This window comes from Mycolicibacterium aichiense (genome assembly GCF_010726245.1).
Taxonomy (GTDB): domain Bacteria; phylum Actinomycetota; class Actinomycetes; order Mycobacteriales; family Mycobacteriaceae; genus Mycobacterium; species Mycobacterium aichiense.
Genome location: NZ_AP022561.1, coordinates 4,492,501 through 4,511,469 on the forward strand (window position 1 = coordinate 4,492,501; position 18,969 = coordinate 4,511,469).

21 protein-coding genes and 1 pseudogene are annotated in these 18,969 nt (G+C 67.3%); 9 read left to right on the forward strand and 13 right to left on the reverse strand.

Annotated elements, in window-relative coordinates:
* The first annotated feature begins 74 nt into the window (after positions 1–74).
* On the forward strand, positions 75–941 hold the full coding sequence (locus G6N32_RS21590) for an alpha/beta fold hydrolase (RefSeq protein ID WP_115321792.1): 867 nt from the start codon (positions 75–77) through the stop codon (positions 939–941).
* On the opposite strand, the gene G6N32_RS21595 is transcribed toward G6N32_RS21590, so the two are convergent.
* From G6N32_RS21595 to G6N32_RS21605, 3 genes are all read right to left on the reverse strand, one after another.
* Positions 938–1,849: a 2-hydroxyacid dehydrogenase gene (locus G6N32_RS21595; RefSeq protein ID WP_115321793.1), complete on the reverse strand. Its 912-nt coding sequence runs from the start codon at positions 1,847–1,849 to the stop codon at positions 938–940. The two genes, G6N32_RS21590 and G6N32_RS21595, sit on opposite strands and share 4 nt — an antisense overlap.
* An 8-nt stretch (positions 1,850–1,857) precedes the next feature.
* Entirely contained in the window at positions 1,858–4,479 is a 2,622-nt protein-coding gene (locus G6N32_RS21600) for a helix-turn-helix transcriptional regulator (protein ID WP_115321794.1), read from the reverse strand.
* A 64-nt stretch (positions 4,480–4,543) separates the two neighbouring features.
* A complete protein-coding gene (locus G6N32_RS21605; protein WP_115321795.1) occupies positions 4,544–5,476 on the reverse strand; it encodes a hypothetical protein in 933 nt (310 codons plus the stop codon).
* Positions 5,477–5,510: 34 nt separating this feature from the next.
* Between G6N32_RS21605 and G6N32_RS21610 the strand changes: the two genes are divergently transcribed.
* Positions 5,511–6,299 carry an adenylate/guanylate cyclase domain-containing protein gene (locus G6N32_RS21610; RefSeq protein ID WP_232077238.1) on the forward strand — a complete coding sequence of 263 codons (789 nt, stop codon included), beginning with the start codon at positions 5,511–5,513 and terminating at the stop codon, positions 6,297–6,299.
* On the opposite strand, the gene G6N32_RS28505 is transcribed toward G6N32_RS21610, so the two are convergent.
* Positions 6,296–6,463 carry a hypothetical protein gene (locus tag G6N32_RS28505; RefSeq protein WP_115321796.1) on the reverse strand — a complete coding sequence of 56 codons (168 nt, stop codon included), beginning with the start codon at positions 6,461–6,463 and terminating at the stop codon, positions 6,296–6,298. The genes G6N32_RS21610 and G6N32_RS28505 overlap by 4 nt on opposite strands.
* 37 nt (positions 6,464–6,500) lie before the next feature.
* Here G6N32_RS28505 and G6N32_RS21615 point away from each other — a divergent pair, with 37 nt between their 5' ends.
* Positions 6,501–7,181 (forward strand): guanylate cyclase, encoded by a 681-nt coding sequence (locus G6N32_RS21615; RefSeq protein WP_115322066.1) that lies wholly within the window; start codon positions 6,501–6,503, stop codon positions 7,179–7,181.
* A gap of 4 nt (positions 7,182–7,185) precedes the next feature.
* On the opposite strand, the gene G6N32_RS21620 is transcribed toward G6N32_RS21615, so the two are convergent.
* Both G6N32_RS21620 and G6N32_RS21625 read right to left on the reverse strand, forming a co-directional pair.
* Positions 7,186–7,500 (reverse strand): hypothetical protein, encoded by a 315-nt coding sequence (locus tag G6N32_RS21620; protein WP_115321797.1) that lies wholly within the window; start codon positions 7,498–7,500, stop codon positions 7,186–7,188.
* Positions 7,501–7,521: 21 nt separating this feature from the next.
* Positions 7,522–8,046 (reverse strand): DUF1942 domain-containing protein, encoded by a 525-nt coding sequence (locus G6N32_RS21625; protein ID WP_163789381.1) that lies wholly within the window; start codon positions 8,044–8,046, stop codon positions 7,522–7,524.
* Between the two features lie 112 nt (positions 8,047–8,158).
* Here G6N32_RS21625 and G6N32_RS21630 point away from each other — a divergent pair, with 112 nt between their 5' ends.
* Complete coding sequence (locus tag G6N32_RS21630) at positions 8,159–8,842, forward strand: class I SAM-dependent methyltransferase (protein ID WP_115321799.1); 684 nt, start codon at positions 8,159–8,161, stop codon at positions 8,840–8,842.
* A 6-nt stretch (positions 8,843–8,848) separates the two neighbouring features.
* Here G6N32_RS21630 and G6N32_RS21635 read toward each other — a convergent pair whose 3' ends face one another.
* From G6N32_RS21635 to G6N32_RS21655, 5 genes and pseudogenes are all read right to left on the reverse strand, one after another.
* Positions 8,849–10,525 (reverse strand): sensor domain-containing protein, encoded by a 1,677-nt coding sequence (locus tag G6N32_RS21635; protein ID WP_115321800.1) that lies wholly within the window; start codon positions 10,523–10,525, stop codon positions 8,849–8,851.
* Between the two features lie 122 nt (positions 10,526–10,647).
* Positions 10,648–11,217, reverse strand: a complete 570-nt coding sequence (locus tag G6N32_RS21640; protein WP_115321801.1) for a dihydrofolate reductase family protein — start codon at positions 11,215–11,217, stop codon at positions 10,648–10,650.
* A gap of 54 nt (positions 11,218–11,271) precedes the next feature.
* A pseudogene (locus G6N32_RS21645) lies at positions 11,272–11,691 on the reverse strand (arsenate reductase ArsC); the annotation flags it as partial.
* A gap of 5 nt (positions 11,692–11,696) precedes the next feature.
* Complete coding sequence (gene arsB, locus G6N32_RS21650) at positions 11,697–12,806, reverse strand: ACR3 family arsenite efflux transporter (protein WP_115321803.1); 1,110 nt, start codon at positions 12,804–12,806, stop codon at positions 11,697–11,699.
* Positions 12,807–12,808: 2 nt separating this feature from the next.
* The gene (locus tag G6N32_RS21655) at positions 12,809–13,288 is read right to left on the reverse strand and encodes an ArsI/CadI family heavy metal resistance metalloenzyme (RefSeq protein ID WP_115321804.1); all 480 of its coding nucleotides are present in this window, start codon (positions 13,286–13,288) and stop codon (positions 12,809–12,811) included.
* A gap of 95 nt (positions 13,289–13,383) precedes the next feature.
* On the opposite strand from G6N32_RS21655, the gene G6N32_RS21660 reads away from it, so the two are divergent.
* Entirely contained in the window at positions 13,384–13,743 is a 360-nt protein-coding gene (locus G6N32_RS21660) for an Rv2640c family ArsR-like transcriptional regulator (protein ID WP_115321805.1), read from the forward strand.
* 309 nt (positions 13,744–14,052) lie between these two features.
* Here the strand turns inward: G6N32_RS21660 and G6N32_RS21665 are convergent, their stop codons facing one another.
* On the reverse strand, positions 14,053–14,313 hold the full coding sequence (locus tag G6N32_RS21665) for a DUF933 domain-containing protein (RefSeq protein WP_419538697.1): 261 nt from the start codon (positions 14,311–14,313) through the stop codon (positions 14,053–14,055).
* A gap of 295 nt (positions 14,314–14,608) precedes the next feature.
* Here G6N32_RS21665 and G6N32_RS21670 point away from each other — a divergent pair, with 295 nt between their 5' ends.
* Entirely contained in the window at positions 14,609–15,730 is a 1,122-nt protein-coding gene (locus tag G6N32_RS21670) for a DUF6542 domain-containing protein (RefSeq protein ID WP_232077240.1), read from the forward strand.
* Positions 15,731–15,851: 121 nt separating this feature from the next.
* Here G6N32_RS21670 and G6N32_RS21675 read toward each other — a convergent pair whose 3' ends face one another.
* Entirely contained in the window at positions 15,852–16,853 is a 1,002-nt protein-coding gene (locus G6N32_RS21675) for a 4-hydroxy-3-methylbut-2-enyl diphosphate reductase (protein ID WP_115321808.1), read from the reverse strand.
* Positions 16,854–16,907: 54 nt separating this feature from the next.
* Here G6N32_RS21675 and G6N32_RS21680 point away from each other — a divergent pair, with 54 nt between their 5' ends.
* The 3 genes from G6N32_RS21680 to G6N32_RS21690 are packed head-to-tail and all read left to right on the forward strand — an operon-like array spanning position 16,908 to position 18,951.
* On the forward strand, positions 16,908–17,492 hold the full coding sequence (locus tag G6N32_RS21680) for a lipid droplet-associated protein (RefSeq protein WP_115321809.1): 585 nt from the start codon (positions 16,908–16,910) through the stop codon (positions 17,490–17,492).
* Positions 17,489–18,724, forward strand: coding sequence for an exodeoxyribonuclease VII large subunit (xseA, locus tag G6N32_RS21685; RefSeq protein ID WP_115321810.1), 1,236 nt, complete (start codon positions 17,489–17,491; stop codon positions 18,722–18,724). The genes G6N32_RS21680 and xseA overlap by 4 nt, the downstream gene beginning before the upstream one ends.
* The gene (locus G6N32_RS21690; protein WP_115321811.1) at positions 18,721–18,951 is read left to right on the forward strand and encodes an exodeoxyribonuclease VII small subunit; all 231 of its coding nucleotides are present in this window, start codon (positions 18,721–18,723) and stop codon (positions 18,949–18,951) included. The genes xseA and G6N32_RS21690 overlap by 4 nt, the downstream gene beginning before the upstream one ends.
* Positions 18,952–18,969: the final 18 nt, after the last annotated feature.

Here is an 18,969-nt window from a genome sequence, read left to right on the forward strand (position 1 = left end):
GGTTGACCGGCCGGGGTGCCGAAACTCATCGATAGCACCGCTATGTAACGTGCTGTTCAGGTTCGGTCGAGAGGATGCCGGTGAGCAGTACGAACAGCGGTCAGACAGTGGAGTTCCGCGGCACCGACGACCTCGCCCTCGTTGCTGATGAGTGGAACCGGGGCGCCGAGTCGGCGGCTGAGCGCCCGACGATCCTCATGCTGCACGGCGGCGGGCAGAACCGGTTCTCCTGGAAGAACACCGGGCAGGTCCTGGCCGACCACGGTTTCCACGTGATCGCACTGGACGCTCGCGGACACGGTGACAGCGACCGCGCCCCCGATGCCGACTACAGCGTCGATTCGTTGTCCGCCGACGTGCTGCGGGTGCTCGAGCAGATCGGCCGCCCCGTGGTGCTGATCGGTGCCAGCATGGGCGGGTTGACCAGCATCCTGGTGGCCGAACAGGCCGGGCCCGCTGTGGTGACCAAGCTGGTGCTGGTCGACGTGGTGCCCCGCTTCGAGAAGGACGGCAGCGCCCGGATCCGGGACTTCATGTTCAGCAATGTGGACGGCTTCGACAACCTGGAGCAGGCCGCCGACGCCATCGCGGGCTACCTTCCGCACCGTAAGCGGCCGAAGAATCTCGACGGCCTCAAGAAGAACCTTCGGTTCCGGGATGGCCGGTGGTTCTGGCATTGGGATCCCGCGTTCCTGACCGCTCCGAAAGACGATCCATTCGGCCGGGTGGAGCGGCTCGAACAGGCCGCCATCGACCTGACCATCCCGATCCTGCTGATCCGCGGCAAGCTGTCCGATGTGGTCAGTGCCGAAGGGGTGCAGGACTTCCTGGCGAAGGTGCCTGCCGCCGAGTTCGTCGAACTGTCCGACGCCGGCCACACCGCAGCCGGGGACGACAACGACGCGTTCAGCGAGGCCGTCGTCTCGTTCGTCACCCGCTAGACCGGTGTGACCAGCTGACCGCTGGCGAGGAACGCCTCCAGGTTGCGCATCGCCAACGTGGCCATCGCCGTTCGGGTTCGCAGCGTCGCGCTGCCCAGGTGCGGCAACAGCACGACGTTGTCGAGTTCCCATAGCCGGACAGGTACGTCGGGCTCCGCCGCGTAGACGTCCAGACCGGCACCCGCCAGCCGGCCCGCTTCCAGGAACTCGATCAGTGCGTCCTGGTCGACGACGCTGCCGCGGGCGACGTTGATCAGGAAACCGTCCGGGCCGAGCGCCTCCAGCACATCGCGATCCACCAGATGCGCGGTGTCGGGACCCCCGGCGGTGACGACGACCAAGACGTCGACGGCCGCCGCCAGTTCCACCGGTGAGGCGGCGTAACGGTACGGACTGTCGGGTAGCTTGCGGCGATTGTGATAGGCGATGGCACAGTCGAATCCGCGTAACCGGGTGGCGATCGCCGAGCCGATCCGACCCAGCCCCAGGATCCCGACACGGCTGCCGCTGAGGTCGCGGGTGTAGGGAAACGGTCCCTCGGTGGCCCAGCGGCCTGCCCGCACATATCGGTCCGCGGCGCTGAACCGGCGCATGGTGTCGAGGATCAGCCCCAGCGCGGTGTCGGCGACGGTGTCGTTGAGGACGTCGGGGGTGTTACTCACCCCGATCCCCCGCTCGCGGGCCGCGTCGACGTCGACGGCGTCGTACCCGGCGCCGAAGTTCACGATGGCCCCCAACGCGGGCAACGAATCCATCAGCGCTGCATCAACACCCGGCCTGCCACCGCACACGATGACCGTGACCTCGTGGGCCTGCTGCACGTCGACGGGAAACCGTAGTGGCGTGTGCCGCGCCGTCAGTTGCTTCTCCAAGGACGGTTCGAGCCTGCCGACGACGAGGATGGACATACCGCCAGTCAACCAGGCCCTTCGTCGTCGAGCGCGTGGCGGATGATGTCGCGCAGGTCCTCGCGACTGGTCACGTTGAGTTTGAGGTACATCCGGTACAGGTGCCCCTCGACGGTGCGCGTCGATACCACGAGCCGCTCGGCGATGTCGCGGTTGGACAGTCCGCGCACGACCAGCTGGGCGATCTCGCGTTCCCGCCTGGACAGTGGCAGCGGCTGCGACGTGGCCATCAGTGCTGGTGTCTTCAATCCTCCGCATTCCTTGCCGAGCCGGTCGGCGGCGGCCGCGGCCTCCAATGACGGCCTGCGCTGTCCCGCGGCCTCGAAGAGCGCCGCGGCCTGTGCAGCGGCATCCGCCGCCGACAGCAACGCGCCGATCGCCTCGAACTCCTGCGACGCTGAAAACACCGCTGCACCATCGTTGTTCATCAGTCCGGTGGCGTGCGACGCATCGATCGCCGCCAGCGGCCCGCCGATCACCGCGGCCACCTCGACTATCCGGGGCAGGCAGGTCTTGTCCCCGAATCGCGCGGCGGCGTGCAGCGCCATCAGCTCGATGGCGCGTTGACCCGACTCGGCGGCCAGGTCGGCCGCGCGCAGGGCCATCGTGACCGCGCCGCTGACATGGCCCATGGCCGCGGCCAGCCAGGCCTCGGCGATCCGGACCGCAGGTTCGAACATCGTCGCCGCGCGGCTCACCAGCTCCCGAAGCTCGGTGACCAAAGGTGCGGCGGCCGAGTCGTAGCCCAGTCCGCAATAGCATTGCACCAGAAGCATTCTGGCCGGAACATTCCACGAGGCGGCCGCCTCACCACTGAGTGCGGCCAGGGTCTCCTCCAGCCGGCCCATCGCCACCCGTAGTTGGCCACGCCCCAGTTCGACGGTGCCGGCCAGGACGTTGGCCATCGCGCGGGCGCGGTACTGGCTGGGCGAGGTGATCCGCACGATGTCACCCGAACGCGCCTGCGCCGCTGCGAAATCTCCGGCCAGCGTCAGCGCACGCACTTCGGCCAGCGCCAGCAGGAACCGCAGCAGTCCATCGATCTTGTCGTAGACCTGGTGGCCCCGCGCGGCCAGTCGCGCCGCGTCGGCGGTGCACCCTTTCAGCGCGGCCGCCATACCACCGCCGAAGACCGCCCATCCGACGGCAATGGGTGGCGCGGTCGGATCGGCCAGCACCTTGTCGGCAAGCTCGACGGCCTCATCGAGTCGATTGTCGAGCACGGCCAGCGCGGCCGCGAGGCTGTCCACGCCCACCCGCACCCGAGGGTGAGTGATCCTCTGCTGCAACATCTTCAGGATATCGGCGGCGGCGGCGGAGTCGCCCATCGACCACTGCAGATTCGCAATTCGCGCCATGCCCCATCGGGCCAACTCGAACTCGGTGAGGGTGTCCGGGTCGAAGGACGCCAGGATCAGTTCGGACTCCGGGGCCCGCCCCTGCCACAGCAGTGTTCGCGCGAGCAGTTCGGAGGCCACCAGGCCGCCACCGGCGTCGACGGCGGCGCGCGCCAGCCGCTCGGCAACCGTGATGTTCATCAGGGCGATCGCGTCTTCTGCTGCACGGGACAAGAATTCGGCGTCCATCGAGGTGTTGGAATACAGCGCGAGTTCGGCGCGGCGCACGCGTTGCACCGGCCCCTGCGGTGGATGCAGATCCATCGCACCGACCAGCTCGGTCCGCAGGCGGCGGCTCGCGACATGGCCCAGGTTCTGCCGGATGACGTCACCGATCACCGAGTGGGTGAAGTGAATCTCAGCCATCCCGCTGGTGTCGACGACTCGGATCAGCCCCCGCCGCTCGGCGCGTTCCAGCGTATCGCTGTCCACGAGCTCGGACATCACGTCCAGTGTCAGCGGCTCCGACACCGCCAAAAGCTGCAGAGCCCGGCGTTCGTCGTCGGGCAACCGGTCGAGCCGACCGCTCAGCAGCGGCGCCAGTTTCGAGGCCACCGCCGTATCACCACGGAGCTGCCAGACGCCGTTGACCTGACGCAGGGTTCCGGCTTCCAGCGCACCCTCGACGAGGTGCCTGACGAATAATGCGTTGCCGCTGGAGGCTTCCCACATCAGGTCGGCGGAGAGCCGCTCCAGCCGGCCGCCGAGGGCCGTCTCGACGAGCGCCACCGATTCGGCCTTGCTGAAGGGCGCGACATCCAACCGGGCCAGGTAGCCGTCCTTCCACAACGCGGTGATCGTCTCGGGAATCGGCTCGCCGCTGCGGGCGGTCGCCACGATGCGCACCGCGCCTTCGACAGCCAGCTGGTGGAGCAGAGTCGCGGACAGGTGGTCGACCAGGTGCACGTCGTCGACGCCGATGAGCGCCAGCTTCTCCCGGCGGACGGCGTGAAATGCGGCGGCCAGCATGGCCACCGGATCGGTGGGCATCGGACTGGCAAGCAGATGGGCGAACGCACCCAACGGAACGTCGCGCGCGGACTCGCTGCCTGCGACCCACACCGCGGCGGTGCGCAACGTGTGCGCGGCCATCCGTGCCAGCGTGGTCTTCCCGACACCGGCGTCGCCCAGAAGGAGAGTCCCGCATTGGCCGGGCCGGCCCTGCAGGGTCGCCTGGATCGCGGCGAGTTCCTTGCCTCGACGCATGACAGGCCAGGCACGGCTGTCCCCCACGGCCGCAGTTTACGCAGACGAAGGCCCTGAACTGGGCGGATTGCTCAAGGTCCGGCGACCGTGGCTAGGCCAACAGCGGCACGTCGCCGTGCCGCCGGTCGGTCAGGATCTCGAACATCGCCCGTCGCGAGGCAATCAATTCGGTATCAATACCGTTGCCGGACAGCGTGATTCGACAGTTCGCCAGCGCGGAGTTGTAGCAGTACTTGGTCGCACTGTTGGTGTCGGTGTAGACCAGCCCGATGACGTCGCCCGGTTCGGCGCTAATCTCGCCGTGCAGCTCGAATCCGTCGGTGCGGCCGCCGAAAGACCAGGTGAACGGCTCGTACGAACCGTGGGTGTGGCGTGCGCTCAGGATGGACCGCACGGCCACCTCCCAACCCGCATGACGCAGGACGAACAGTGTCGTGGCGGGCAACCGCAGCGGTCCGAGCGCGGCGTGCGCAGTGACCACCTCGAGGCTCGAGTTCGGATGCTCGTCGAATCCGCACACCTGACCGAAGGCGTACGCCGGAGTGTGCTTGCTGCCCCAATTGTGGTTGACACTGCCCGTCCACGAGTCGACGGCGACCCGGGCGTCGCCGAGGGTCACCGTGCCGTCGAAGCGGGCCAGCGGGTGACGCACCTGGGTCTTGGCGGTCGGGAACTTCGCCGTATAGGAGCGGTCGGTGAGGAGTTTGACCGGCGGTTCGTCCCCGGGCGTGATGGCCAGATCGCACGACGCTCCGTCGAGCCTCGCGCGTGCGTGGACGTCGTCGATCACGCTGTCGGCGATCCTGGCCGACCAGGGATCGGACAGGTAGTCGGCGTCGCTGAGTGGATGCGGCACCTTCAGCGCGCAGTTGCCCTCGCCGTCGGGGTCGAACAGCATCACCCAGACGTCCGCCACCGCGTCGCCGGGCTTGGGCAGCAGCCGCGTCCAGCGCAGCCAGATTGCCTGCGCGCGCCGGGGGTGATTCGCGCGGATGAATCTGCTCTCGTAGTAAGGAGGCATCATCTGTTCAGGATCGCGGACAGAAGGGCGGCGCACAGTGGGTTGGACGATCGCGGCTGCGGTGTTGGCGGTGCTGGCCGTGGCCGAAACGATCGCGCTGCTGGTGATGCGCTCACGTCTGGCGGCCAGCCGGCGGGAAACCGAGGAGCTGCGCGGGCGCCTGGATACCCGCAACATGCTGTGGACGGGCGGCCGGGAGGCGGTCAAGCAGGTGTGGCAGACCGCCAACCTGGTCCGCACCCAGGGCCTGGGCGGCGCGGTGCGATCGTCGATCGAGGAACTCGCCGACTGGGCCGACGTCGAGCGGCCCGATCTGGCCCGGCTGGCGCCCGACGGCAAGGTGGTGGTGATGTTCTCCGACATCGAGGAGTCCACGGCACTCAACGAACGCATCGGGGACCGAGCGTGGGTCAAGCTGATCGGCAGCCACGACCGGATGGTCCGGCGGTTGGTGAACAAACACGACGGCCACGTCGTCAAGAGTCAGGGCGACGGGTTCATGGTGGCCTTCGCCGATCCCGCCGCCGCGGTGAATTGCGCCGTGTCGATGCAGCGGGAATTGGCGCGCGACGCGAAAAGGCTGCGAAACAACAGCATTCGAGTGCGGATCGGCATCCACATGGGCAAGTCGGTGCGCCGCGGCGACGACCTGTTCGGCCGCAACGTCGCGATGGCGGCGCGGGTCGCCAGTCAGGCCGATGGCGGCGAGATCCTGGTGAGCGAGCCGGTGCGGGCCGCCGTCGGCGATCAGCAGACCTTCGACGAGGGACGGGACGCCGAGCTCAAGGGGTTCAGCGGCAGCTACCGGCTGTACGCGGTGGCCTAGCTTTTCGGTGCGGCGTCAGCTTCGGCGTGGCGCTGATGCAGCCGGGCGCGGATCTCGTCGGGGGTGTACGCCTTGCGGCGCCGCTGGTCCCGCGCGACGAGTACCCCGCCCGCGACGACGCCGGCCGCACCGGCCAGACCGATCCACTTCCAGATACCGCGCATGCGATCACATTATGCTGCGCTGGTGAGTGAGCACACCGTGTCGTTGACACAGGCGCTGAACGAAACCCGTACCGGTGACGTCTGGTTGTTCCGCGGCGGATCTGGTCCGGACCGGGCGATCCAGACTTTGACCAACGCCCCGGTCAATCATGTCGGCATGACCGTCGCGATCGACGATCTGCCGCCGCTGATCTGGCACGCCGAGCTCGGCCACAAGCTGCTGGACCTGTGGACCGGCACCAATCACCGCGGGGTGCAGCTCAACGACGCCCGGGAGGCCGTCGAGCAATGGCTGCACCACTACGGTCAGCGGTGCTGGCTGCGCCAGCTCACCCCGGATGTCACTCGCGAGCACGAAGATCAGCTGCTGAAGGTGATCGCCCGCATGGACGGCACCCCGTTCCCCTCGACCGCGCGGTTGACGGGCCGCTGGCTGCGTGGGCGGCTACCCACGGTCAGCGACTGGACGCGGGGAATCCCGGTCGTACACAAGAAGGTTCGTGACTCCGCGCAGCGACGCAAACTCGCCGAGCGTGAAGTCGGGTTGCAGACGGCCTACTGCGCGGAGACGGTGGCCATCACCTACGAGGAGATGGGCTTGCTGGCCACCGAGAAGAACGAGAACTGGTTCGATCCCGGCAGGTTCTGGAGCGGTGACGCCCTACCCTTGGTCGACGGCTATCGACTCGGTGACGAAATCCAGGTCCTGGCAGACTGATTCGTCAGAAGCCGATTCCGACGCCGATACCGACCGGCGACTCACGGTGCGGGCACGACAGGTCGACGTAGACGGTGGTCGCGCTGGTCGACTCCCCGGGCGAGCTGTCCGGATTGTGGACGGCGACCACCCGGCAGGATGACAACGGCGCACCGGTGTTGCCGTCGACCCAGTTGATCGCGACGACGTAGCCCTGGGACTGCAGGTCGTCGATGGTCGCCTGTGCCGTGTCGGCTGAGGCCACCGGTGCGAATACGATCGGAACAGCGGCCGCCGCGCCCAGCATCGCGGTCACCGATCGTCCGATCCCCCATCGCATGACGCACCTCCCGAGCCGAACCTACCCCGATCCCCAGACCGCAAGCACTTTGCCTTTCGGGTCGCGGAACTGGATCGCGGTGATGGTCTGGCCCGGCGCAACGTCGTAGGCCACGTGGCCGGCGACCTGCTGATCCTGCGCGAGCTGGCCTGAGGTGATGCCGGGCCGGACAGCACCGACGGCGGGAGCGATGTTCGACCCGTCGGCGGCACGCGCGACGAGGTAGAAGCCGTTGTAGGTGGGTGTGCCGCTCTTGGCGACGATCGTCACGTCGACGGCGTACATCGTGCCCTTGGCCGGGACGATCTGGGCGTCCGGCGGCACCGGCTGCAAGTTGTCGATCGTGTAGGCCGCGGTGCCGTCGGACGACGCGATGTCGACCTTGGTGCCGAATGCGACTGCTTCCAGAGTGGGCGCCATCGACGTTCCGGGAGGTGTGCTGGTCGGCGACTGTTGGGCGGACTGGTTGGAATTTCCGCATGCCGCACTCATGAGTACGACGGCCAACAGGCCGAGAGAGACCGTGACCAACCGTGTTCCGCGCATTCGCGGATAGTAGCGCGCGGGCATCCGCCGCCGTCGGCGTGGCGCCTCGCCCGTCTTGCCTGATCGGCAAATCTCCTTGGCGCTATCGCCGGCGCGTCAGCACCATCGGTAGATGACCTCAACAGCGAATCCGTTCGATGATCCACACTTCGTCGACATGTACGCCGCCCGCGCGGCCAAGATGGTGCCTGCCTACCGCGACATCCACCGTATGGCCACGGTTCTCATCGATGAGCGCGCGCCGTCCGATGCCAGAGTTCTGGTGCTCGGAGCCGGCGGAGGGCTGGAGACCACGGCGTTCGCCCAAGCCCAGCCGGGGTGGACGTTCGACGCTGTGGACCCGTCGGCAGCGATGCTGGAGCTTGCCGCGCGAAACCTCGGGCCCTATGCCGAGCGGGTCCGCATGCACCGGGGATACATCGAGGACGCTCCAGACGGTCCGTTCGCCGCCGCGACAAGTCTGCTGACACTGCACTTCCTGCCCCGGCAGCTCCGCGTCGAGACGGCCGCGCAGGTCCGGCAGCGGTTGGCGCCCGGTGCGCCGTTCGTCGTCGCGCACATGAGCTTTCCGCAAGACGGCGGTGAACGGGACGTGTGGATCAGCCGCCATGTCGCGAACCTCATCGCCGCGGGCATCGATACCGCGGATGTCGACAAGGCGCGCAACGCCATTGCCACCGAGGTTCCCGTTCTCTCGCCAGACCAGGACCGCGCCATCCTGCGCGAAGCGGGGTTCACCGATGTCACCGAGTTCTTCGCGGCGTTCACCGTTCGCGGCTGGGTCGGCTACGCCTGAACTCCCCTACGCACCGCCGCGCCTGTCGCGTTTGGTGCGGTACATCGCTTCGTCGGCACGGGAAAGCAGTTGCGCGGCAGTGAGATCAGAGCCCGCCGCGCGCCCGATGCTCGCGCTGATGCTCAGCTCGCGGGAATCGACGTCGAACGGTGTCGATAGACGGCGACCGATGTGCTCAGCGAGGTCGTCCAGCTGGGAGAGGTCGTGGAGACGTTCGCGGACGACGACGAACTCGTCGCCACCCAGACGGACGACAGTGTCGGTGTAGCGTGCTGCGGCAGCCAAGCGAATTCCGATCTCGCACAGGACTTTATCGCCCATATCGTGGCCGTAGCGGTCGTTGACGCTCTTGAAATCGTCGAGATCGATGAACAGTACGCCCACCAGGGTGTTGGTGACTCTTGCCCGGCCGAGAGCGCGGGTGAGGCGATCTTCCAGAACGGTTCGGTTGGGCAGTCCGGTGAGCGGGTCGGTCAGCGCGGCCTCCTCGAGCTGTGCGACCGCCTTCTTTTGTTGGGTGATGTCCTGGAGCTGAACCAGCGACGAGGAGACGACGCCGAACTCGTCGGGTAGCCCGACAACGGTGTGCAGGCACCAGACCACCGTCCCGTCCGGCCGGAGGAACTGCCGTTCGCTCTCGTGCTGGGTGCGTTCTCCCGCGTGAACGGCGGCGATAGCGTCCTCGAACACCGATCCGTCGTCCGTTGCGAACTCCCCTAGTGAGTGCCCGACCAACTGCTCGGCGCTCCTGCCCAGGATGCTGCACAGCGCGGGGTTGACCCGGGCCAGCGTCCCGTCCAGCCCGCGCCAGCCGACGCCGATCGTGGCGCGACTCATGGTCACTTCGAACATCCGCACCGCGGCATCGCGGGCCCGTTCGGCCTGCACGCGGTCGCTGACGTCGCGGTGAGCGGTGATCATCTGCTGTGGCATGTCACCGTCCACGGGCAGGACGTGCGCGGTGGTCTCGATCCAGCGGTAATCCCCGTCTGCGTGCCGCATGCGCATCGTGAATCTTCTGACCGCACCGCTGGTGGTCTTCCAGGTCTCCGCCAGCGAGGCCCGTTCGTCGGGGTGGACCAGATCGATCCCGCGCGTCCCGATGATTGCGTCCGGCTCGAATCCCAGCACGGTCCGCGACGCGGGCGACACCCACAGGAACGTCGTGTGCTCGACCAGCTGCCAGGCGACCATGTCGGAGCTGTATTCGGCGATCATGCGGAAGAGTCGCTCGGATTCGCGCAGCTGAAGAGCGTGCAGGGCTTCGCCGCTGACCGGCCGAAAGGCTGCCACCACCGCCCATGGGTGATGTTCGCCGGCCCGGAAGATCGGCACCGCGTCGACGTGAATCCACACATGGCGCCCCGCGGCATCACTGCCGGGGCGGTGCACGCCCATTACTTTGTCGCGCACCGCAACTCGGGTGCGCGAAGCGACCATGGCAGGCGCCTCTGCACCTTCGAGGAATCGGCCGTTTTCGTCCACCGCTGCCCAGCGCGGGTCCTGCGACGTCCGTCCGAGCATCTGGTCGGACGACAATCCGAGGATCTCCTGCGCCACTTCGGAGGCGGCGATGATCTCACCGGCGGGGTTCTGAACCACGATGCCGGCATCTGGCGGCAGTGCATCGAAACCCGCCTCTGCCGCCAGCGCATCGACGGAGACCTGTGCACCCCCGTCCACCAGACCCCCTTGGCCGCCACTGACCTTGATTAGCGTGAGTCTAGGTTTCGGCGCCCGCTTCCGGCGTCATAACCCCGACATCGAATCCCGCTGTCACACATAAGGGTTGCCTTGCTTAAGGGTCAGCCCTGCCGAGGTACGTAGCGTAGATGCGCGATGCCGTTGTCGAACGTCTCGTACCCCTCGAGGCTGAGGTCGAGCCGCACATCGTCGGGTAGTGCGCGCAGGCCGCCGCCCACCACCTTCGGAACCACGAAGAACTGGAATTCCTCGACCAGGCCGGCCCGGATCGCGGCGGCCGCGATGGTCGGCCCGAAGATCTCGACCACTCCCGGCGCGTCGTCGACGATTCGCCGCAGCTCGGCCAGGCTCAGGTCCGGCACCAGACGCACGCGTTGCGACCCGATGTCGTCGTGCGTCAGCGTCGAGGATGCCACCACCTTGTCGATGCGCCGCCAGCGACGGGCGAACTCCTGCTCCGCCGGCGTCCAGACGTGGTCGTCGGGATCGGTCTCCCAGTACTGCATCAGCTCGAAGGTCCGGCGCCCCAGCACCTCGGTGGACACCTCGCCCATCCGCTCGACGTGGACGGCGAACACCGCCCCCTCGGGGGCCGACCATTGGAAGTCGCCGTCGGTGTCGGCGACGTAGCCGTCGATGGACATGCTCGCGGTGAAGATCAGCTTTCCCATGCCATACAGACTCGCTCAGCCGGCGGAATTCATCGGGGAGGCCGACCGGTGTGGTCAGCGCACAGCGGCTTCGATGCCGAGTTCGGCGAGAAGTCCCCGCACGCGCGCCTCGATCTCGTCGCGGATCGGGCGGACGGCGTCGATCTCCTGTCCTGCCGGGTCAGGCAGTTCCCAGTTCTCGTAACGCTTTCCAGGAAAAAATGGGCAGGTATCGCCGCAGCCCATGGTGACCACGACGTCGGCCGCCCGGACGATCTCTTCGGTCCACGGCTTCGGGAACTCGCGCGCGATGTCGATGCCGACCTCGGCCATGACGGCCACGGCGGCCGGGTTGATCTCGTCGGCGGGTTCCGAGCCTCCGGACCACCCCACCGCGTTGTCTGCGGCGAGGTGGTTGAAGTATCCGAGCGCCATCTGCGACCGTCCGGCGTTGTGGGTGCACAGGAAGAGCACGGTGGGCTTCGTATCGGTGACGTCATTCATGTCGTGCTCCTGTCGGGCATCGCGGGCGATGGTAGGGCGGTGTTGGTGAAACGCCGTCGTAGTGCGAGGGAGACGTAGACCAACGCAACGAGGACCGGCACTTCGATGAGCGGACCGACCACGCCTGCGAGCGCCTGGCCCGAGGTGGCGCCGTAGGTGGCGATCGCGACGGCGATGGCGAGCTCGAAGTTGTTGCCGGCTGCGGTGAATGCCAGGGTGGTCGTGCGCTGGTAGCCCAGCCCGAGTAGCGCGCCGAGCAGGTATCCCCCGCCCCACATGATCGCGAAATAGGCCAGCAGCGGGAGCGCGATGCGGACTACGTCCAGCGGGCGACTGGTGATCTGATCACCCTGCAGCGCAAAAAGAATGACGATGGTGAACAGCAACCCATAGAGGGCCCACGGTCCGACCCTCGGCAGGAATGAGGACTCGTACCAGGCGCGGCCCTTGGCTTTCTCTCCCAGGCGACGGGACAGATAGCCGGCGAGTAGTGGGATGCCCAGGAAGATCAGCACCGACTTGGCGATCTGCCACGGTGAGGTACTGATGGTGGTCTGTTCCAGCCCCAGCCAGCCGGGCAGCACGGACAGGTAGAACCAGCCGAGCACTGCGAACATGACGACCTGGAAGACGGAGTTGAGGGCGACGAGGACGGCGGCGGCTTCGCGATCGCCGCAGGCAAGGTCGTTCCAGATGATGACCATCGCAATGCAGCGGGCAAGGCCGACGATGATGAGTCCGGTGCGGTACTCGGGTAGATCGGGCAGCAGGAGCCAGGCCAACGCGAACATCAGCGCGGGTCCGAGGACCCAGTTCAACAGCAGGGAACTGACGAGAAGTCTGCGGTCCCCGGTGACGGTGTCCAGCCGGTCGTAGCGGACCTTGGCCAGGACCGGGTACATCATGATCAGCAGGCCCAGCGCGATCGGCAGCGAGATGCCGTCGACCTGCACCTTGTCCAGCGCGGCGTTCAGCCCTGGTACCAGGCGGCCCAGGAGTAGGCCCACCGCCATGGCAAGGCCGATCCAGACCGGCAGGAAGCGGTCCAGCAGCGAGAGCTTCCCGACGACCGCGGTATCGACGCCGGTTGGGGAGGACGCGTTCACGATCAGCAGCAGGCGTTGGTAGCGGTCGATTCGTCGGCATCGGCAGCGGTGCCGCCACAGCAGACGCCGCCCTCGGCGGTGCCTCCCTCAGCGTGTTCGGGGCTGTTGCCGAAGGTGTCCGAATCCGCGAGGACGGTATAGACCTCCCATTTCTCCCCGGCGGGACCCGTTACCCACACCTTGTCCTGGGTGGCGAAGCAGCACGTGGTGCCGATCTCCTCGTCGGTGAACAGACCTTCGCCGGTGAGGCGGGCGATCTCGGCGTGGACGGTCGCGCTGGATTCGACCTCGACACCGAGATGGTTGATGGTGCCGCCCTTACCTGGGTTCTCCAGCAGGACAAGCTTCAACGGGGGGTCGACGATGGCGAAGTTCGCGTAACCCGGCTTCACCTTGGCCGGTTGGGTGTCGAACAGCTTCGAATAGAACGTGATGGCCTCGTCCAGGTCATCGACGTTGAGAGCGAGTTGGGCGCGAGACATGACGGCTCCTACCTATGTGGCTTATGTCGAACTCTGTTCACCGACGATGATGCCACCTCTTCGACGTATGTCAACATCCGTGGCAAGATGTGAGCATGCCGAAGACACTGCCCACAGTGGACATGTCCGCGCCGGTCCGCTGTGCGCCAGTGGCCGCCGGCCCCGTCAGCGATCAGGCGGCACTCGAGATCGCGTTGCGGCTCAAGGCATTAGCGGACCCGGTTCGGGTCAAGCTGGTCTCATTGCTGTTCGGTTCGGACGCGGGCGAGGTGTGTAGTTGCGACCTGGCAGCGGCGGTCGACCTGAGCGAATCAACAGTCAGCCACCATCTTTCTCAGTTGCGTCGGGCAGGTCTGGTCGAATCCGAGCGTCGCGGGATGAACGTCTACCACCGACCTCGCCGCGAAGCGCTGGTCGCGCTCTGCACAGTGCTGGACCCCAACTGCTGCCGCTAGGGCCACTCGGCATCCTGCAAGCGACCCACGCGCGGACGATCGATAAATAGCTACAGCACCGCGCATCTACGTTGAACCGGAACTCCACCACCTCGCCGTCTGCCCGTTATTTGCGTCCGCCCTCAAACAGGACGAGGCTGGGTCGATGAAACCCCAATGGGTGTCGAAGATTCGAAATTGGTGGCTTGACCGCAAATACGGGCCTTCGTACCGACCACCGCACGAACACCGCCACCAGTAGACCGCGCACAGGCGGTCTCCACTGAGGACGCCAGAGCTGTCTGTCGCTTCCCCGACTTTGTGTTGTGGCTAGACGTTGAAGCGGAACTCGACCACGTCGCCGTCGGCCATCACGTAGTCCTTGCCTTCCATCCGCACCTTGCCCGCCGCCTTGGCGGCGGCCATCGTGCCCGCCTCCACCAAGTCGTCGTAGGACACGACCTCGGCCTTGATGAAGCCCTTCTCGAAGTCGGTGTGAATGACTCCGGCCGCCTTCGGTGCGACGCGGTGTCCCCGCGCGGTGATATCTGCACATCGTCCGCCTCGGCCGAACGCACTCGTCGGCGTCAGTTTGGTCGGCCTCGAGCGTCGGGCAGCGGGACGACGCCCTCATTCGGCTCGATCGTCGCGAACGGGTAGTTGGCTGCCAGCACATTGTTGCGGGTCAGCGACCTCAGAACAGCGGTCGATTGTTCCCACCGCATGAGGCACGACCGACGATTCCGAGGGCTCAGCCGCTCAGCACGAGCGAACAGTCAGGAGAAAGCCCCGGACGACGATTTCCGTCTAGCGGCCCCGCTGACGGTCCACATTCAGCCGGAGCCGGTACGGTCTACGTGTGTCAGCACAGCGAGCGAGGTCCTCCGTGGCGCCCGCACACCGCTCGGCGCACCCGAACCTGTCCGGCGTGCCATGGTGGGCCGCCGTCCTGATTGCTGTGATCGCCACCACAATTGGCTTCGCCTTCGATGCCGGCTCCGGCAACAAGGAACTCGGCAACGTTTTCGCCGCCATGTACGCGCTCGGCTGTGTGGCGGCCGTTCTCGCGGTGCGCCACTCCAGTATTTTCACGGCCGTCATTCAGCCTCCGCTGATCCTGTTCGTGATGGTGCCGGGCTCCTACTTCCTGTTCCACGGCGCAGCGTTCACCGGCGTCAAGGACACTCTGATCAATTTCGGCTACCCGCTGATCGAACGCTTCCCGCTGATGCTGTTCACCTCGGCCGGCGTTCTGCTAATCGGGTTGGTGCGCTGGTATTTCGGAATGTCGGCCAAATCGTCGGCGACGGCCCGCCACGACGGCGACGACGAAACCGCTGCGGGCCCCGGCCTGTTCGCGGGGCTGGCGGCCAAGTTCTCGTCGGTGCTCCAGCGCGGTGACGTCGATGACGACGATGACGACGCCGACGAGGCGCCCAAACGCAAACACGGCATCGACCGGCCCGCGACCGCGCAACGGCGTCCCCGCTCGGAACGGCCCGCCAAGCGTCCGGCACCGACCCGCTCGCGGCACGCCCGTCCCCCGCTCGAGGACATCACCGAGGCGCCCGAACGGCCCCGCCGCCAGTCGTCCCGTCGCCGTCCCGTCGACGCCGAGCCCGACGCACTCGACTATCCCGAGACTCCGCGACGCCGCCGCCAGCCGCCGCGTGATCCGAACAGCCGCACGTCGTCTCGGCGTGAGCCGCGTGAGCCCCGTGAGCCCCGTGAGGCCCGCGACCGCAGGGACCCCTACGGCTCACCCCCGCGGCGCAGCAGCCGATTCGAGCCGTACGAGCCCTATCCGTCCTACGAGCCGTACCCGCCGTACGAACCGCCGACCCGGCAACGCCCGCCCGGACGGACGAACGGCGACAGCGACACCCATCACCCGGTGTCGAGGGTGCGTTATCGCGGTGACGTCGATCCGGAGCCGGGCCGCCAGCCGAGGTCGCGTCGCCCGAGTGCGAATGACTGGGACGCCGAATCGTGGCGCCCCGACCGCTGACCGAACCCGGTTCAACGGCGCCTTCGGTGCGCCCGCGCCGACAGTAACCCCACGGCGAGGAAACGCCTGGATTACCGCCATGGCGTTACTCTCGGCAGGTCCCGAGCGGTGAGTCGCAGAACTAACTGCGGGCGGGCCGGATCTCCCGCGGCAGCGCGAACACCAGCGTCTCATTGGCCGTGGTAACCGTCTGCACAGTGCCGTAGCCGTATTCGGCCAGCCGGTCGAGCACCCCGCGCACCAGCACCTCGGGAACCGAGGCACCCGATGTCACGCCGACAGTCGTTACTCCCGACAACCAGGCCGGGTCGATGTCGTCGGCGTAGTCGACGAGCTTGGCCGCTTTCGAGCCGGCGCCTAGCGCCACCTCGACCAGCCGCACCGAGTTCGACGAATTTCGCGAGCCGACAACGATCACCAGATCGCACTCCGGCGCCATCGCTTTGACCGCGCCCTGCCGGTTCTGGGTGGCGTAGCAGATGTCGTCGCTGGGCGGGTCCTGCAGCGTCGGGAACTTCTCCCGCAGCCGTCGCACCGTCTCCATGGTCTCGTCGACGCTCAGCGTGGTCTGGGACAGCCAGATCACCTTGTTCGGATCGCGCACCGTCACCTTGTCCACGGCGTCCGGGTTGTCGACCACCTGAACGTGCTCGGGCGCCTCACCGGCGGTGCCGACAACCTCCTCGTGACCCTCGTGGCCGACGAGCAGGATGTCGTAATCGTCGCGGGCGAACCGCTTGGCCTCGTTGTGGACCTTGGTGACCAGCGGGCAGGTCGCGTCGATGGTCTGCAGATTGCGGGCCGCCGCCTCCTCGTGCACGGTCGGCGCCACACCGTGGGCGGAGAACACGACGATGGCGCCTTCCGGCACCTCGTCGGTCTGCTCGACGAACACCGCACCGGCTTTGGCCAGGGTGTCCACCACGTAGCGGTTGTGCACGATCTCGTGGCGTACGTAGACCGGCGCGCCGTGCTTCTCCAGGGCGCGTTCGACGGTCTCCACCGCGCGGTCCACGCCCGCGCAGTAACCGCGCGGTTCGGCCAGCAGCACCCGCTTGCCGGTTACGGGCCCGGTAGCCGTACTGGCGGCACCGGGAATCCCCATGTTGACGGTAGGCGGCATGGTTTCCAGGGTACGTTCCCGCAACGCGGCGGGGCCAGCCGTAGGCTGTCTGCCATGGCAACAGCACCATATGGGGTTCGTCTGCTGGTCGGCGCCGCCGTGACCGCCATCGAGGAAACCCGCAAGCTGCCCTCCACGATCCTGATGTATCCGATGACGGTGGCGAGCAACATCGCGCACATCGTGATGAAGGTTCAGCAGGACCTGGCCGACCTGGTGATCAAGGGCGACAGCGCCCTGGAGAACATCTTCCCGCCGAAGGACGAGCAGCCCGAGTGGGCGACCTTCGACGAGGACTCCGCCAGCGAGGACGACGACGCGCCCGTGCACGACGGGGAGCGTCTCACCGAGGGCCGGTTCGCGCTGTACAGCACTACCGACGGCGTCGAGCCGAAGTCGCAGTCTTCGGCCCAGGCCTCGTCGCAGCCCTCGTCTCGGGCAACGGCCACCAAGAGTGCGCCGCCGATCGCCGAGGAGCTCGACTACGAGTCGCTGACCCTGGCGCAACTGCGCGCCCGGCTGCAATCGCTCAGCGTGGCCGACCTCGAAGCCCTGCTGGCCTACGAGGAAGCCTCCAAGGCCCGCGCCCCGTTCCAGACGCTGCTGGCCAACAGGATCACCCGCGCGTCCGCCAAGTGACCAGCGCTCAGAGCAACTCTGCGGAGAATCCGTATCCGGTCCGCGCGGTGGCCATCCGCATCGCCGGCTGGATCGACAAGCTCGGCACGGTGTGGGTCGAAGGTCAGCTGACCCAGATCAACGTGCGCAACTCCACGGCATACATGGTGCTGCGCGATCCGGCGGCCAACATGTCGCTCGATATCAGCTGCTCCCGTGACCTGCTGCTCTCGGCGCCGGTGAAGCTCACCGAGGGCACCCAGGTGGTGGTGTGCGGCAAGCCGAGCTTCTACACCGTTCGCGGCTCGTTTTCGTTGCGCGTCAGCGACATTCGCGCGGTGGGCGTCGGCGAGCTGCTGGCCCGCATCGAACGGTTGCGCAGGCTGCTGGAGGCCGAGGGACTGTTCGACCCGCGGCTCAAGCGCCCGCTGCCGTTCCTGCCCTCTACCGTCGGCCTGATCACGGGCCGGGCCAGCGCGGCCGAGCACGACGTGACCACGGTGGCGGCCGCCCGCTGGCCCGAGGTCCGCTTCGCCATCCGCAACACCGCCGTACAGGGCGTCAACGCGGTGGCGCAGATCGTCGAGGCGTTGCGCGAACTCGACGCCGACCCCGACGTCGACGTCATCGTGATCGCCCGCGGCGGCGGCAGCGTCGAAGACCTGCTGCCGTTCTCCGACGAGACGCTGTGCCGTGAGATCGCCGCGTGCACCACACCGGTGGTCAGCGCCGTCGGACACGAGCCGGACAACCCACTGTGCGACCTGGTGGCTGACATGCGCGCGGCCACCCCGACCGACGCCGCCAAGAAGGTGGTGCCTGACACGGCAGCCGAGCGGGCGTTGGTCTCCGAGCTTCGGCACCGCAGTGCGCAGGCGCTGCGCAACTGGGTCGGCCGCGAGCAGCGGACCGTCACCCATTTACGTAGCCGGCCGGTGCTGGCCGACCCGTTGGGCGCGCTGACACATCGCACCGAGGAGATCGAGCGGGCCCGGGCCTGCGTCCGCCGTGACGTCAAGCGCCTCGTCGCGGCCGAAACCGACCGGATCGGTCACCTCGCGGCGCGGCTGGCCACCCTGGGCCCGGCGGCAACCCTGGCGCGCGGTTACGCCGTGGTCCAGGTGCTCAGCCCACAAGGAGCTGAGATCCTTCGCTCTACCGACGACGCGCCGGCCGGGACCGCGCTGCGCATCCGCGTCGGCGACGGTGCGATCGGCGCAAGTAGCACAGGCCCGACGGACGGATCCCCATGAGCAAACCTGACGAGACGACGCCCATTAGTCAGCTTGGCTACGAAGATTGCCGGGATCAGCTGATCGAGGTCGTCCGGGTGCTCGAGCAAGGCGGGCTCGATCTTGATTCGTCGCTGAAGTTGTGGGAACGAGGCGAGGAACTGGCACGACGCTGCGAGGAGCACTTAGCCGGAGCGCGCAAACGCATCGAAGATGCGCTGGCCGCCCGCGACGCCGACGAGGATTGATCCGGCCGGCGCGCTAAC

Excerpts from the sequence above, each read along its gene's own strand:
- G6N32_RS21595 (WP_115321793.1), bottom strand. The coding sequence starts at position 1,849 with ATGTCCATCCTCGTCGTCGGCAGGCTCGAACCGTCCTTGGAGAAGCAA.
- G6N32_RS21625 (WP_163789381.1), bottom strand. The coding sequence starts at position 8,046 with ATGCGCGGAACACGGTTGGTCACGGTCTCTCTCGGCCTGTTGGCCGTC.
- G6N32_RS21660 (WP_115321805.1), top strand. The coding sequence starts at position 13,384 with ATGCCGAAGACACTGCCCACAGTGGACATGTCCGCGCCGGTCCGCTGT.
- G6N32_RS21675 (WP_115321808.1), bottom strand. The coding sequence starts at position 16,853 with ATGCCGCCTACCGTCAACATGGGGATTCCCGGTGCCGCCAGTACGGCT.
- G6N32_RS28505 (WP_115321796.1), bottom strand. The coding sequence starts at position 6,463 with ATGCGCGGTATCTGGAAGTGGATCGGTCTGGCCGGTGCGGCCGGCGTC.
- G6N32_RS21655 (WP_115321804.1), bottom strand. The coding sequence starts at position 13,288 with ATGTCTCGCGCCCAACTCGCTCTCAACGTCGATGACCTGGACGAGGCC.
- G6N32_RS21680 (WP_115321809.1), top strand. The coding sequence starts at position 16,908 with ATGGCAACAGCACCATATGGGGTTCGTCTGCTGGTCGGCGCCGCCGTG.
- G6N32_RS21690 (WP_115321811.1), top strand. The coding sequence starts at position 18,721 with ATGAGCAAACCTGACGAGACGACGCCCATTAGTCAGCTTGGCTACGAA.
- G6N32_RS21605 (WP_115321795.1), bottom strand. The coding sequence starts at position 5,476 with ATGATGCCTCCTTACTACGAGAGCAGATTCATCCGCGCGAATCACCCC.
- G6N32_RS21640 (WP_115321801.1), bottom strand. The coding sequence starts at position 11,217 with ATGGGAAAGCTGATCTTCACCGCGAGCATGTCCATCGACGGCTACGTC.
- G6N32_RS21630 (WP_115321799.1), top strand. The coding sequence starts at position 8,159 with ATGACCTCAACAGCGAATCCGTTCGATGATCCACACTTCGTCGACATG.
- G6N32_RS21620 (WP_115321797.1), bottom strand. The coding sequence starts at position 7,500 with ATGCGATGGGGGATCGGACGATCGGTGACCGCGATGCTGGGCGCGGCG.
- G6N32_RS21590 (WP_115321792.1), top strand. The coding sequence starts at position 75 with ATGCCGGTGAGCAGTACGAACAGCGGTCAGACAGTGGAGTTCCGCGGC.